Here is a 13937-nt window from a genome sequence, read left to right as displayed (position 1 = left end):
GCATGAAGCATCTACTTTCCCGTCTGGCGTTGGCGGTTGGCCTGGCTGCACCGGTATTGCTGGCGCAGGCAGATGATCAGGTAGTCCGCGGTGCCTATCTCGCTCGCGCCGCTGACTGCATGGCGTGTCACACCGCGCCGGGTGGCGCGCCGTATGCGGGTGGTCTGCCGATCGTCTCGCCGTTCGGCACGATCTACGGCACCAACATTACGCCAAGCAAAGAGCACGGCATCGGCCTCTACAGCGATGATGAATTCTTCGCCGCGCTCACCGACGGCAAACGCCGTGATGGCGCGAACCTGTACCCGGCGATGCCCTACACCTCGTATCACTTGATGCCCCGTGAAGATTCCGATGCGATTCACGCCTACCTGAAAACGGTCGAGCCGATCGAGCGCGCGGCACCGGTCACTAGCCTGAGCTTTCCGTTCAATGTGCGCCTGGGTTTGATGGGCTGGAACATGCTCTACGGCAAGGACGTGAAACTGTCGTCCACCGAAGGCAAAAGCGAAGCCTTCAAGCGTGGTCAGTACATGGTCGATGTGCTCGGCCACTGCGGCGAATGCCACACGCCGCGCGGTTTGCCCGGCGCGATGCAGCAAGACAAACGCATGACCGGCGGCCTGCTCAACGGCTATCTGGCGCCAAGCCTGCTGGCCGATGACCTCGCCGCTCGCGGCTGGAATCATCAGGACCTGAGCTCGTTCCTCAAACACGGCATGAGCGCCCAGGGCACGATGTTCAACGAGATGTTCCCGGTGTTCCACAACAGCACCCAAAGCCTCAATGATCCGGACCTGGCGGCGATGGCGACCTTCCTGCTCGGCGACCAGCCACCAGCGGCGAAAGTGCTGACTGACGTGCCGTTGGACACACTCAGTGCCAGCGCGCAACGCGGTCGTCAGGACTACCTGAACGTCTGCGCCGGTTGCCACGCGGTCAGTGGCGAAGGCAAGCCGCACATCGCCGTGGCCATGCGCGGCAACACCACGCTGCGCCTGGAAGATCCGCGCAATTTGGTGCGGGTGATCGACGACGGTATCGGCGAGCAGAAGTTTGCCGGGTTCGAACACATGCAACCGATGCCCGGTTTCGCCGAGAAGCTCAGCCACGAGCAACTCACGGATCTGCTGAACTACCTGCGTCAGGGCTGGGGTGGTCAGTCGAGCGATCTGGCGGTGAGCGACGTGCAGGCGTTGCGGGCGGATGCACCGCCGCTCGAGCACAAGGCGCACTGACATGCAGCATCTCGATCTGCAAGTGGTGCGCCGGGCGCTGGACTGGTCGACGGCCGGCCAGCGCCTCTGGTTGTGCTCGGTGCTCGCCACCTACGGCTCGGCACCGCGTGCGCCGGGCTCGCTGCTGGCGGTGAATGCCGAGGGGCAATGGATCGGCTCGCTGTCCGGCGGCTGTGTCGAGGAGGATTTCCTTGAGCGGGTCGCCGAGGGTGCATTTGATCAGGTTGTCAGCGTCGTTCGATATGGCGAAGGCGATGATCCGCGTTCCCGGGTGAGTCTGCCCTGTGGCGGTGTACTCGATGTGCTGGTGGAGAAGCTGGATCCTGATTGTGAGGTTCAGGCGCATTTGCGGGAATTGGAGTCGGCGTTGTTGGGTCAGCGTCGGTTGATCCGCGAAGTCGATCTTGCCAGCGGGGCGCGCAGCGTGTTCGCAGATCGTGAGCAGGGCGTACGCGTCGAGCGCGAGATCGACCGGATTCGACTGCGGATCGGCGCGGCTCAACGCTTGCTGCTGGCGGGGTATTCCAGCGTCGCTCAGGCGTGTGCGGAGTTTGCGGTGGGCCTGGGTTTCGAGGTGATCCTGTGCGATCCCCGCGACGAAGTGCTGGAAGGCGTGGTGCTGGAAAACGTCGAGATCCGCCGTCAGTTGCCATCGGTGTTCATCGCCGATGGCGGCTGTCACCGCGACACGGCAGTGGTGGCGCTGACCCACGATCCGCGCATCGACGATCTGGCAATGATGGAAGCGGTGCGCACCGAGGCGTTTTACATCGGTGTGATGGGGTCCGTGCAGACTTCGCAAAAGCGCTTCGAGCGGTTGCGCAGGATTGGTGGTTTGGGAGACGCGGAGTTGGCGCGGATTCATGCGCCGATCGGTCTGAACCTGGGCAGTAAAACCCCCGCAGAAATTGCCCTCGCCGTACTCGCCGACATCCTGCGAATCCGCAGCGGCATCAGCCGCGATCGGCTTTAACACCCTTCCACACCGGATTCTTGGTGGTCTGAAAAAAAGGGCCACCGCAAGCGGCCCTTTGCATATCGGTCGTCAGAATCCTAACTTGTCCCGCAACCCGTAATACCACGCACCCAGCGCCGCAAAGGGTGTCCGCAGCAATTGGCCGCCAGGAAACGGGTAATGCGGCAAGTCAGCAAAGGCGTCAAACCGCTCGGCTTGCCCGCGCAACGCTTCGGCCAGGACCTTGCCCGCCAAGTGCGTGTACGTCACGCCGTGGCCACTGCAACCCTGGGAATAGTAGATGTTGTCGCCCAGGCGCCCAACCTGCGGAAGACGCGACAGGGTCAGCAGGAAATTGCCGGTCCAGGCGTAATCGATCTTCACGTCCTTGAGCTGTGGGAAGGCTTTGAGCATCTTCGGCCGGATGATCGCTTCAATGTTTGCCGGGTCCCGTGCGCCGTACACCACGCCGCCACCAAAAACCAGGCGCTTGTCGCCCGTCAGACGGTAATAGTCGAGCAGGTAATTGCAGTCTTCGACGCAGTAATCCTGAGGTAGCAGGCTCTTGGCCAACGCCTCGCCCAATGGCTCGGTGGTAATCACCTGGGTTCCGCACGGCATCGACTTGGCTGCCAGTTCCGGCACCAGATTGCCGAGGTACGCGTTGCCCGCCACGATGATGAACTTGGCCCTGACCCTGCCCTGAGGCGTGTGCACTATCGGGTTTGCGCCGCGCTCGATGCGCACCGCCGGCGACTGCTCGTAAATCATACCGCCCAAGGACTCCACGGCCGCCGCTTCACCCAGTGCCAGGTTCAGCGGATGAATGTGCCCGCCGCTCATGTCGAGCATGCCGCCAACGTATTGCTCGCAGTTCACCACTTCACGGATGCGCTGTTGATCCATCAGCTCAAGCTGCGTGTGACCAAAACGCTCCCACAGACGCTTTTGCGATTCCAGATGGCCCATCTGCTTTGCAGTGTTCGCGGCAAACACGCCGCCGTCCTTCAGGTCGCACTGGATGTTGTATCTGGCAACCCGCTCACGAATGATCCGCCCGCCTTCAAACGCCATCTGCCCCAGCAACTGAGCCTGTTTGGGGCCGACGCTGCGCTCGATGACGTCGATGTCGCGGCTGTAACTGTTAACGATCTGGCCACCGTTACGGCCCGATGCACCGAAACCCACCTTGGCGGCCTCCAGTACCGTGACCTTGAAACCGTTCTCCAGCAGAAACAGGGCAGAGGACAGCCCCGTGTAACCGGCGCCGATCACACAGACGTCAGTCTCTACGTCACCCTGCAAGGCCGGACGCGGTGGAACCGCATTGGCTGATGCGGCGTAGTAGGACTCTGGGTAGTGGGTGTTCGCCATCCTGCTGCCTCTGTTTAATATATTTTACGAGTGCATCGATCCTACCCGACTTAAAAATCGACCGCCAGCCACTGCAAAATCTTCTTTGCAGCGGTGAAATTAAATATTTTGCATATTCATAGGGTTAGCTCGAAAAAAGGTGTTGACACCCCTCCGGAATTCCGTAGAATGCCGCCTCACAGCAGGCACGTAGCTCAGTTGGTTAGAGCACCACCTTGACATGGTGGGGGTCGTTGGTTCGAGTCCAATCGCGCCTACCAAACAAAATCCGCTCTGCTGGGCGGTCTAGAGGGGCTCACCGAAAGGTGGGCCCTTTTTTGTTGTCTGTGGATTTACACAACGTTTGCAACACCCCCGCTCAAAACGCCAATTCAGCGCCCATCTGCAATTCATCACCTCAAGGCAATCGCCGAGGGATAACCAAGGCTCCGTGGTCATCCAAGCCGGGTATCACCTTCCGTTACCTGATGCGACGCTGAGGTGATGGCAATTTGGCATTGCTGAGATTTCCGGGTACCGTAGCTCCCAATCTTTTACAGGCAATGGACGGCAGTAATGACAACAGGGACTTCAATCGTTACGAAGCAAGAGACTTACTCAGGTTACGAGATCCTTGTCGCTACAGTCGGCCCCATCAAAACAAATCCAGACGAGCCGGAAAATCTGCAAACGCATCACACGACAAAAATTTCGATTTGGTTCAACGGCAAAGAAATCAGAGAGGTCAGTGAAGCACCTTCGATGCTTTTTGTGTCGCGTGAAGATGCGGCTGAATTTGGCTTCGAAATTGGCCGAATGATTGTCACCCAGCGTCGCAAGTTAACTGCTTTCAAGCGGGTAGTTCGCATCTGCGAGCTCTTTAAGCTACCGCGATTGCTTTTCCGTTATTAAGAATTCAGGCCGTGAAGCGGGTGGGCTCATCCGTAATCATTCAACTGCCGGGCAGGCACTCTCCATAAAGTTCCGGATAGCGCAGGCAGCCTCTATTGCAGATACCTGAAGCAGGCAATACGGTGCTTTTTGAGCTACTACTTCAGGCCAATCCGAACGTTGGCTTGAGGGAGTATATCGATGCTTGTGCACTGGTTTCTTGCTGCGATCCATCTCTTGGCGTTTGCCTTGGGTTTCTGGGCAGTCCTGTCCCGCGGTACGGCTTTTCGGCGCCTGGCCAAGGGCGTAGGGGATGCTCGCAGCGTATTGATTGCGGATAACCTGTGGGGGATTTCTGCAGTCATCCTGCTGGTCACGGGTGGGATGCGAGCCTTCGCCGGGTACGAAAAGGGCGCTGACTATTATCTTCACCAGCCGCTGTTCCATCTAAAGATGACGCTTTTCGTTCTCATCCTGCTGCTTGAAATTGCGCCGATGATCACGCTGATCAAGTGGCGGATGGCGCAGGCGCGCGGCGTAGCCATTGATGCCGGTCGATCAAAGTTGTTCGCGCGGATCAGCCATATCGAAGCGCTGCTGGTGATGCTGATGGTTGTGGCGGCCACGGGCATGGCGCGGGGAGTGATATTCGATTAGTTGGGTAGGAATGCATTCTTCCCCAGGCTTAATCCGAAACGTCCGACAGCCATGGCTTGAGATATGCCGCTAGTATCGGCTTCACGTTCGGGGATGGGATCGACGATGCGTGAATCTTTAGCCAGCCGTGGTCCGGAGCGAACAGGCTGGCTACTGACTGCAGCAGGATTCAGGATTGCGGCTTGTCCGGGGCGGTCAGGCCAGCCTGAATGCGCTGATAAATTTCTTCGCGGTGCACCGCAACGTCTTTCGGGGCGTTGATGCCAATTCTGACTTGCTGGCCGCTTACGCCCAGAATGGTGATCGTAATGTCATCACCAATATTTATGCTTTCACCGACTTTGCGGGTGAGTATCAGCATGGTCTTCTCCTTGATTGCTTTGTAGGGCACCTGATTCGGACAGTGCAGAGGTCGGTGGTATGTATAGATTAGTGCGAAGTCTCACGGTTTGGGTGCCTCTTTCTGACGCGCAGATGCTGCATTAATTCCCAAGGCGTAACTATACAGAGGCCGCCTCCATGATTCTCGTTGTTTTGAGCCCATTTTGCGGCACTCGAGAAGTATTTATGGATGTTAAAATCCCCGCTTTCAGCATTCAGAGGGAAGCGTTGTGCGCAAAATGGCTTTGGTAATCGCAGTACTGGCATTGGCGGGATGCGGTGAGGGTAAGCGCGTTGATGCGCCAAAGCCGCAGCCAGCTGTGGCGGCAGCACCGACGGCGGTATCTGCGCCGCAGTGGGATCTGGAGGTTCGAGGCGAAATAACCCAGGCTGTCAGCGACCTGAGTGGCTGGCTGATCGAGCACAGTTTCATTTCCAGCGTGGTCAAGGAAAATGGCAAGACCCGCATCCTGATGGGCCCATTCAATTCGAAAGCCGAAGCTGAAGCCAAACAGGAAGAGGTGCGCGCGGCACTGACCCGGGCGAAAAAACAGAACATCGAACTGCTGGTCATCGAGCATCCGGTGACTCAGTAAGGCGCCTTGGCGCCAGCACTTGTTGAAAACGAAAAAGGCCTGGGGCATTCAACCCCAGGCCTTTTTGTTTTCAACAAGTGCTTAACCGCACGCTTTCATGTCTACCGGCCCGACAAACTCGTTGCCGCGCCCCATCACGCACGCCACGCTCTGATTGCGCTGGCGTTCCCAGGCTTGTACCGGATAGGTCTTGTTCCATGCATCGTACAGTTGTCGATCCTGTTTCGACAGGCGCAAACCGTACTGCTTGCTCATGTAGAAGTAAGTCCGGGCGATCATGCCGCGAATGGAAGGGCGGGGCATGACCTTTTTGGCCTTGAAGTCGACTTGGGTCAGGCATGAACCGTATTGCCCCGATTGCTCCGGCAGCCAGCCAAAACTGAAATTACTGCGATCACCATTCACCTCGCCGATGCTTGGCACCAGGTTATGCAAGTCAGCCTCGGCCTTTTGGTAGGTTGGGTCGTAGCGAGTGCAGTTCTTGCGTCCGCCTTCCTGCCAGCACTGGCGCTGATGGCCGATCTGCCAGGCCGGAACGATGTGCTCCCACTCGATGCGCGAAGCGCGCTTGGCATTTTTGCGTGGTACATAACCGCAGGCCGACAGGTTCACCTTGTTGCCGGTGTATTTACAGCCGCAATAGAACTCGGTGGATTGCGGGGCGTACAGCTTCCAGGCGACTTTCTTGGCTTCGCTGAAGGTGCGCGGGGCGTCAGCTTGCGCGCCCATTGCGAAGAGCAAAAACAGTAAAGCAAAGCAACGGACACTCATTGACTCAATCTTCCTTCGGCACAACCCAGAAAATCTGCACACCGCCATCGTCGCGGTAGGCGAGGGTAACGTTGTCGTTTTCGTCAATTTCTTCGAGTAGTTGCTCCCACTCATCCACCGGTTCGTCCGGAAGGCGGAAGATCAGGGCCGCCTTGGCTTTCTGGGCGGTGGGGGAATTGATGATTTTCTGAACGCGCATGCCCATGCGTTCATAGGCGTCAGGAGAGGCAGAGGTCGTAGCCACGGGATTATCCTTATTAAGCTGTACGTGCATACAGTATTTAACTGTAGGCATTTTCGCAACTGCTTAAAATTCAAGAAAATCCTCTGACAGCAGTTTTTTCCGTTTGGTGTAGGAAGAAGGAAATTTTTATCAGATAAGAAACCACTCGCCATGGATGGCGAGTGGTCAAAGCGGTGCCCGGCCGGGACCGGTCGGGCGAGGGCGAATCAGTATTCCCAGAACATCCGTTGCAGCTCTTTGCTGTCATTGGTCTTGGTCAGCGCGACCATGGCCAGGATGCGCGCCTTCTGTGGGTTCAGGTCATGGGCCACAACCCAGTCGTACTTGTCGTCAGGCTGTTCGGCGTTACGCAATACGAAGCCACCGGCGTTGACGTGGGAGGAACGAATGATTTGCACGCCATCCTTGCGCAGGGCTTGCAGGGTTGGAACCACGCGCGAAGAAACCGAACCGTTGCCGGTGCCCGCGTGGATGATGGCTTTGGCGCCCGACTGAGCCAGCGCTTTGTAGGCGGTATCACTCACGTTGCCGTAGGAATAGGCGATTTCCACGTCAGGCAGGCTCTTGATGTTCTTGATGTCGAACTCCGAGTCCATGGTGTGGCGCTTGGCCGGCAGGCGGAACCAGTAGGATTTGCCTTCGACTACCATGCCGAGCGGACCCCAGGCGCTTTTAAACGCTTCGGTCTTGATGTTGATCATTTTGCTGACGTCGCGACCCGACTGGATTTCGTCGTTCATGGTCACCAGTACGCCTTTGCCGCGTGCGTCTTGGCTGCTGGCCACGGCCACGGCGTTGTACAGGTTCAGCATGCCGTCGGCGGACATCGCGGTGCCTGGGCGCATGGATCCTACGACGATGATCGGTTTGTCGGTTTTTTCCACCAGGTTCAGAAAATAGGCGGTTTCTTCCAAGGTGTCTGTGCCGTGGGTGATGACGATGCCATCGACGTCTTTGCTGTCGGCCAGTTCAGCCACGCGACGGCCCAGTTGCAGCAGGTTGTCGTTGGTAATGCTTTCGGATGCGATCTGCATGACCTGTTCGCCGCGAACATTAGCCAATTGGCTCAGTTCCGGAACGCCGGCGATCAGTTGCTCGATGCCGACTTTCGCCGCTTGATAAGTCGCGCTGTTGGCGGCGCTGGCGCCCGCGCCGGCAATGGTGCCGCCGGTGGCCAGGATTACTACGTTCGCCAATTTCTGTTTGGTTTCGACTTCTTTCGCCTGAAGGGCGGTCGGAAGGAGCAGCAGGAGGGCCAAGGCGCCCGGAACAAAAGTCTTGAAAGCAGATGTCATTATTTTTCTCTCTAGTAGTGAGACGGTGCGGATGCAGGTTCATCTAGATGCGCCCCGACAGATCTGAACGTCCGGGGTGAATGAGAGGGAGCAGGATCTGTACCAGTCATACCTGGAAATGAAAAATAGCTTTAACCTAATGATTTATATCAATTATTCACATTTTGTTGGTCGTGATTTAAACGTCCTGTTGTCCGGTTTTCCGAATATGTTTGTTATTTGCGTTCGGCTCTCCGAAAAGGGCTACGTCTGCTGTAGATCAAGTCGCCTTGCAAGATGGCAAATCATTGCTAAAGAAACCTGCGCACAGGTCGATGTTTCTCTGAAGGATTATTTTTCAGGAGTTCATATGTCGTTTTCGATCGGTTTTCCCAATGCAGGCGCAATCACCATCGGTGGCAAGTCCACCGCTGTGATCAACACCCTGAGCGAATCAACTTCCGAGGCTTCGACACTGGCGTTGGGTACCGAGGAAGAGGGTGGCGCTACCAAGGTGCGGACCGGTGGTGGCGCGGAGAACGAAACGAAAACCGACAGTGAAAGCGGCAGCGACCAAAGCGTCGCGGTGAAAATGTTGCTCAAGCGTATGCAGGAATTGCAGCAGCAACTGCGCGAACAGCAACAGCAATTGGCGGCAGCTCAAGTGGCGCCTTATACGACGCCGGAAGCCAAAACGGCTGTCGTCATGTCGATTCAGGGGCAAATTGCCAACACCAGCGGGGCGCTGTCGGAAGTCACAGGTAATCTGGTCAAGGAACTGGCCAAGGGCTCCAGCGCGGGCGGTGTGATCAGCACAACGGCATAACCGGTTTTGTTGCCCGAAGCACAAACCGTACTTTTCGGTCGTTGACAAATATCGGCAGGGTTCGCATAGTTCAGTCTACGCAAACGTTTGCGAGGCACTGCCGATGGCTTGTGCCATCGGTTCACGCGGTGAACCTTACGCCAGCGCAAGCGTTGCTCAGAATAATCATAAGATCGGAGTGAACCCATGAAGCTGCCATTCGCTGGACGTCTTCTCGCTGTCGCTATGCTGGCTGCCGCATCCGCCGTGTTGCCTCTCTCCTCGGCCTTCGCCGACACTGAAAAACCCAAAGTCGCACTGGTCATGAAATCCCTGGCCAACGAATTCTTCCTGACCATGGAAGACGGCGCCAAGGCGTACCAGAAAGACCATTCCGCCGATTTCGACCTGATCTCCAACGGCATCAAGGACGAAACAGACACGGCGGGCCAGACACGTATTGTCGAGCAAATGATTCTGGCCAAGGTCAATGCGCTGGTCATCGCTCCCGCTGACTCGAAGGCCATGGTTCCGGTGATCAAGAAAGCCATCGACGCCGGCATCACCGTGATCAACATCGATAACCAGCTGGATCCAGCGGTCGTCAAAAGCAAAAATATCAATGTTCCGTTCGTAGGTCCCGACAATCGCAAAGGCGCGCGCCTGGTGGGTGAATACCTGGCCAAACAGCTGAAGGCTGGTGACGAAGTCGGCATCATCGAAGGCGTGTCCACCACCACCAATGCCCAGGCCCGCACTGCCGGCTTCAAGGATGCGATGGAAGCGGCGCAGATCAAGGTCGTGTCCCTGCAATCCGGCGATTGGGAAATCGATAAAGGCAACAAGGTCGCCGCGTCGATCCTCAGCGAATACCCGCAAGTCAAAGCCCTGCTGGCCGGCAACGACAGCATGGCCGTCGGCGCAGTGTCTGCCGTGCGTGCGGCGGGCAAGGCCGGCAAGGTGCAAGTGGTTGGCTACGACAACATCAACGCCATCAAGCCGATGCTCAAGGACGGGCGCGTCCTGGCCACCGCTGACCAGTTCGCTGCCAGGCAAGCCGTGTTCGGCATCGAGACGGCGCTGAAGATCATCAAAGGCGAGAAAGTCGACAGCGGCACCAACGGCGTGATCGAAACTCCGGTAGAGCTGGTGACCAAGTAGACCTTTAGGCGACACAACGGTGCTCGCCCGTCCGGGCGAGCGCATGGAGAGTTTTTATGTCTGTTTCCGCTCCGAACGCTGTCCTCTCGGTCAGCGGTATCGGCAAGACCTACGCTCAGCCTGTCCTCACCGGTATCGACCTGACGCTGATGCGTGGCGAGGTGTTGGCGCTGACCGGCGAGAACGGCGCCGGCAAAAGCACACTGTCGAAGATCATCGGTGGATTGGTCACGCCGACCACCGGCCAGATGCAATTCCAGGGGCAGGATTACCGCCCTGGCAGCCGTGCCCAGGCTGAAGACCTGGGCATCCGTATGGTCATGCAGGAACTCAATCTGTTGCCGACCCTGTCGGTGGCGGAAAATCTGTTTCTCGATAACCTGCCCAGCAACGGCGGCTGGATCAGCCGCAAGCAATTGCGCAAGGCTGCGATCGAAGCCATGGCTCAGGTCGGGCTCGACGCGATCGACCCGGACACCCTCGTCGGCGAACTGGGCATCGGTCACCAGCAAATGGTCGAGATCGCTCGTAACCTGATCGGCGATTGTCATGTTCTGATCCTCGACGAACCCACCGCGATGCTGACGGCCCGTGAAGTCGAGATGCTGTTTGAGCAGATCACGCGCCTGCAGGCTCGTGGCGTGTCGATCATCTATATCTCCCATCGCCTGGAAGAGCTGGCGCGGGTGGCTCAGCGCATTGCGGTGTTGCGCGACGGCAACCTGGTCTGCGTCGAGCCGATGGCCAATTACAATAGTGAGCAATTGGTCACCTTGATGGTTGGCCGTGAGCTCGGCGAGCACATCGACATGGGGCCGCGCAAGATTGGCGCTCCGGCGTTGACGGTCAAAGGGCTGACCCGCTCCGACAAAGTGCGCGACGTGTCCTTCGAAGTGCGCGCCGGCGAGATCTACGGGATTTCCGGTTTGATCGGGGCAGGGCGCACTGAGTTGCTGCGCCTGATCTTCGGCGCCGACGCAGCGGACAGCGGCACGGTTGCGCTGGGTTCACCGGCAAAGGTCGTGAGTATTCGTTCGCCGGCGGACGCAGTCGGTCATGGTATTGCCCTGATCACCGAAGACCGCAAGGGAGAGGGCTTGCTGCTGACCCAGTCGATCAGCGCAAACATCGCCCTGGGCAACATGCCGGAGATTTCCAGCGGTGGCTTCGTCAACAACGGTGAAGAGATGTCGCTGGCCCGGCGTCAGATCGACGCCATGCGCATCCGCAGTTCCAGCCCGACGCAATTGGTGTCGGAACTGTCCGGCGGCAATCAGCAGAAAGTCGTGATCGGCCGTTGGCTGGAGCGCGATTGCTCGGTGTTGCTGTTCGACGAGCCGACTCGCGGCATCGACGTCGGCGCCAAATTCGACATCTATACGCTGCTCGGTCAGTTGACCCGTCAGGGCAAGGCGTTGGTGGTGGTGTCCAGCGACCTGCGTGAACTGATGCTGATCTGCGACCGCATCGGTGTACTGTCTGCGGGGCGCCTGATCGAGACTTTCGAGCGCGACAGCTGGACCCAGGATGACTTGCTTGCCGCTGCTTTTGCCGGCTATCAAAAACGTGATGCGCTGCTCAACGAAGCAGTGCCTAGGGATCTTCCATGAAAACTGCAACATCTGCCGGTAAACGTAGTGGCAATTTTTACGGCCTCGGCACCTATCTGGGCCTGGCCGGTGCCTTGCTGGCGATGGTCGCGCTGTTCTCGGTCCTGAGCAGCCATTTTCTGTCTTACGACACTTTCAGTACTCTGGCCAACCAGATTCCGGACTTGATGGTGCTGGCGGTCGGCATGACGTTCGTACTGATCATCGGCGGTATCGACCTGTCGGTGGGCTCGGTGCTTGCACTCGCCGCGTCGACGGTCAGCGTGGCGATTCTCGGTTGGGGCTGGAGCGTATTGCCGGCAGCGTTGCTCGGCATGGCGGCAGCCGCATTGGCGGGAACGATCACCGGTTCGATCACGGTGGCGTGGCGGATTCCGTCGTTCATCGTCTCCCTCGGCGTGCTGGAAATGGCACGCGGCTTGGCCTATCAGATGACCGGTTCGCGCACCGCCTATATCGGCGATGCCTTCGCCTGGCTGTCCAATCCGATTGCCTTCGGCATTTCGCCGTCGTTCATCATTGCCTTGCTGATCATCTTTATCGCCCAGGCCGTGTTGACCCGTACGGTGTTTGGTCGCTACCTGATCGGCATCGGCACCAACGAAGAAGCCGTGCGTCTGGCGGGGATCAATCCAAAACCCTACAAGATTCTGGTGTTCAGTCTGATGGGGCTGCTGGCCGGTATTGCCGCGCTGTTCCAGATTTCCCGCCTGGAAGCGGCGGACCCGAATGCCGGATCCGGCCTGGAACTGCAAGTGATCGCTGCGGTAGTGATCGGCGGCACCAGCCTGATGGGCGGGCGCGGCTCGGTCATCAGCACGTTCTTCGGGGTGTTGATCATCTCGGTACTGGCCGCTGGTCTGGCGCAGATCGGCGCGACCGAACCGACCAAGCGCATCATTACCGGCGCGGTCATCGTGGTGGCGGTGGTGCTGGATACCTATCGCAGTCAGCGCGCAAGCCGGCGGACCTGAGTCATGGCAACAATCAAGGATGTGGCAGCGCTCGCGGGGATTTCCTACACCACGGTTTCCCATGTGGTGAACAAGACCCGGCCGGTCAGCGAAGAAGTGCGGATCAAGGTCGAAGCCGCGATCAAAACTCTAGACTATGTGCCCAGCGCCGTGGCCCGCTCGTTGAAGGCCAAGACCACCGCGACCATCGGTCTGCTGGTGCCCAACAGCCTCAACCCATACTTCGCCGAACTGGCGCGCGGTATCGAGGATTACTGCGAGCGCAATGGCTATTGCGTGATCCTCTGCAACTCCGACGACAACCCGGACAAGCAACGCAGCTACCTGCGCGTGTTGCTGGAAAAGCGGATTGACGGGCTGATCGTGGCGTCAGCCGGTGGGGATGCCGGGCTGGCGGAAGGTCTGGCAGGTGTGCGCACGCCGATGGTGATTGTCGACCGTGGGCTGGAAGGGGTTGATGCGGACCTGGTGCGCATCGATCACGAGTACGGCGCCTATCTGGCGACTCGTCACCTTCTGGAGTTGGGGCATCGGGACATCGCCACTATTGGCGGGCCGGCCAGTACCAGCGTCGCGCAGATGCGTCTGGCAGGTTATTGCCGCGCCTTGAAAGAGGCGGGCGTCGAAGTGCCTCGCGAGCGCATGCTGGAAAGTGACTTCACCAGCACCGGCGGTTACAGCGCCGCCGCGATCCTCCTGGAACATAACCCGCCCAGCGCCATCTTCGCCGGCAACGACATGATCGGAATCGGCGTGCTGCGCGCCGCCGCCGAGCGCAATATTCGTGTGCCGAGCGAGCTGTCGGTGATCGGCTTCGACGATATCCAGATGAGCCGTTATGTCTATCCGGCGCTCACCACGGTCGGGCAGTCGATCTTGCAGCTCGGCGAGATGGCGGCCGAAGTGCTGTTGCGCAGGATCGCCACGCCGGCCATGGCCACCGATCAACGGATCGTGACGCCCAGTATTGTGCTGCGGGAATCGACCGCGCCGCTGGCCGGTGTGTTCGCCCAGTTTCGTTGAAGTA

The 13937-nt window shown here is 58.5% G+C and carries 15 protein-coding genes and 1 tRNA gene; 11 read left to right on the top strand and 5 right to left on the bottom strand.

Features of this window, described 5'->3' with window-relative positions; genetic code table 11:
• The first annotated feature begins 2 nt into the window (after positions 1-2).
• Positions 3-1238, top strand: coding sequence for a c-type cytochrome (locus tag Q7W83_RS16525; RefSeq protein WP_473656360.1), 1236 nt, complete (start codon positions 3-5; stop codon positions 1236-1238).
• A 1-nt stretch (position 1239) separates the two neighbouring features.
• Positions 1240-2211, top strand: coding sequence for an XdhC family protein (locus tag Q7W83_RS16520; protein WP_150654176.1), 972 nt, complete (start codon positions 1240-1242; stop codon positions 2209-2211).
• 72 nt (positions 2212-2283) lie between these two features.
• On the opposite strand, the gene Q7W83_RS16515 is transcribed toward Q7W83_RS16520, so the two are convergent.
• Positions 2284-3567, bottom strand: a complete 1284-nt coding sequence (locus Q7W83_RS16515) for an NAD(P)/FAD-dependent oxidoreductase (protein WP_473656359.1) — start codon at positions 3565-3567, stop codon at positions 2284-2286.
• A 183-nt stretch (positions 3568-3750) separates the two neighbouring features.
• On the opposite strand from Q7W83_RS16515, the gene Q7W83_RS16510 reads away from it, so the two are divergent.
• The 3 genes from Q7W83_RS16510 (at position 3751) to Q7W83_RS16500 (ending at position 5094) form a co-directional block, all read left to right on the top strand.
• Positions 3751-3827: transfer RNA gene (locus Q7W83_RS16510), tRNA-Val, on the top strand.
• A 295-nt stretch (positions 3828-4122) separates the two neighbouring features.
• Positions 4123-4458: a hypothetical protein gene (locus Q7W83_RS16505; RefSeq protein ID WP_150632449.1), complete on the top strand. Its 336-nt coding sequence runs from the start codon at positions 4123-4125 to the stop codon at positions 4456-4458.
• A 180-nt stretch (positions 4459-4638) separates the two neighbouring features.
• Positions 4639-5094 carry a DUF2214 family protein gene (locus Q7W83_RS16500; RefSeq protein ID WP_150637384.1) on the top strand — a complete coding sequence of 152 codons (456 nt, stop codon included), beginning with the start codon at positions 4639-4641 and terminating at the stop codon, positions 5092-5094.
• 169 nt (positions 5095-5263) lie between these two features.
• On the opposite strand, the gene csrA is transcribed toward Q7W83_RS16500, so the two are convergent.
• Positions 5264-5455, bottom strand: a complete 192-nt coding sequence (csrA, locus tag Q7W83_RS16495) for a carbon storage regulator CsrA (protein WP_008028241.1) — start codon at positions 5453-5455, stop codon at positions 5264-5266.
• A 250-nt stretch (positions 5456-5705) separates the two neighbouring features.
• Between csrA and Q7W83_RS16490 the strand changes: the two genes are divergently transcribed.
• Entirely contained in the window at positions 5706-6071 is a 366-nt protein-coding gene (locus tag Q7W83_RS16490; RefSeq protein ID WP_473656358.1) for an SPOR domain-containing protein, read from the top strand.
• Positions 6072-6152: 81 nt separating this feature from the next.
• Here the strand turns inward: Q7W83_RS16490 and Q7W83_RS16485 are convergent, their stop codons facing one another.
• The 3 genes from Q7W83_RS16485 to Q7W83_RS16475 all read right to left on the bottom strand — a co-directional run bounded on the left by Q7W83_RS16485 (position 6153) and on the right by Q7W83_RS16475 (position 8381).
• On the bottom strand, positions 6153-6842 hold the full coding sequence (locus Q7W83_RS16485) for an endonuclease (protein WP_150637380.1): 690 nt from the start codon (positions 6840-6842) through the stop codon (positions 6153-6155).
• Between the two features lie 4 nt (positions 6843-6846).
• Positions 6847-7137: a DUF1654 domain-containing protein gene (locus tag Q7W83_RS16480; protein WP_150632445.1), complete on the bottom strand. Its 291-nt coding sequence runs from the start codon at positions 7135-7137 to the stop codon at positions 6847-6849.
• Positions 7138-7292: 155 nt separating this feature from the next.
• Positions 7293-8381: an asparaginase gene (locus tag Q7W83_RS16475; protein WP_150632444.1), complete on the bottom strand. Its 1089-nt coding sequence runs from the start codon at positions 8379-8381 to the stop codon at positions 7293-7295.
• Positions 8382-8730: 349 nt separating this feature from the next.
• Here Q7W83_RS16475 and Q7W83_RS16470 point away from each other — a divergent pair, with 349 nt between their 5' ends.
• From Q7W83_RS16470 to Q7W83_RS16450, 5 genes are all read left to right on the top strand, one after another.
• Positions 8731-9186, top strand: coding sequence for a hypothetical protein (locus Q7W83_RS16470; RefSeq protein ID WP_150632501.1), 456 nt, complete (start codon positions 8731-8733; stop codon positions 9184-9186).
• A gap of 186 nt (positions 9187-9372) precedes the next feature.
• The gene (locus tag Q7W83_RS16465; protein WP_150637378.1) at positions 9373-10326 is read left to right on the top strand and encodes a sugar ABC transporter substrate-binding protein; all 954 of its coding nucleotides are present in this window, start codon (positions 9373-9375) and stop codon (positions 10324-10326) included.
• Positions 10327-10382: 56 nt separating this feature from the next.
• Positions 10383-11936 (top strand): sugar ABC transporter ATP-binding protein, encoded by a 1554-nt coding sequence (locus Q7W83_RS16460; protein WP_150632442.1) that lies wholly within the window; start codon positions 10383-10385, stop codon positions 11934-11936.
• Positions 11933-12910: an ABC transporter permease gene (locus tag Q7W83_RS16455; RefSeq protein ID WP_150632441.1), complete on the top strand. Its 978-nt coding sequence runs from the start codon at positions 11933-11935 to the stop codon at positions 12908-12910. Before Q7W83_RS16460 ends, Q7W83_RS16455 begins: the two co-directional genes overlap by 4 nt.
• A gap of 3 nt (positions 12911-12913) precedes the next feature.
• Positions 12914-13933, top strand: a complete 1020-nt coding sequence (locus tag Q7W83_RS16450) for a LacI family DNA-binding transcriptional regulator (RefSeq protein ID WP_150632440.1) — start codon at positions 12914-12916, stop codon at positions 13931-13933.
• Positions 13934-13937: the final 4 nt, after the last annotated feature.

The sequence above is a fragment of the Pseudomonas sp. 300 genome, assembly GCF_055803035.1.
This window is presented reverse-complemented; position numbering and strand designations above follow the sequence as displayed.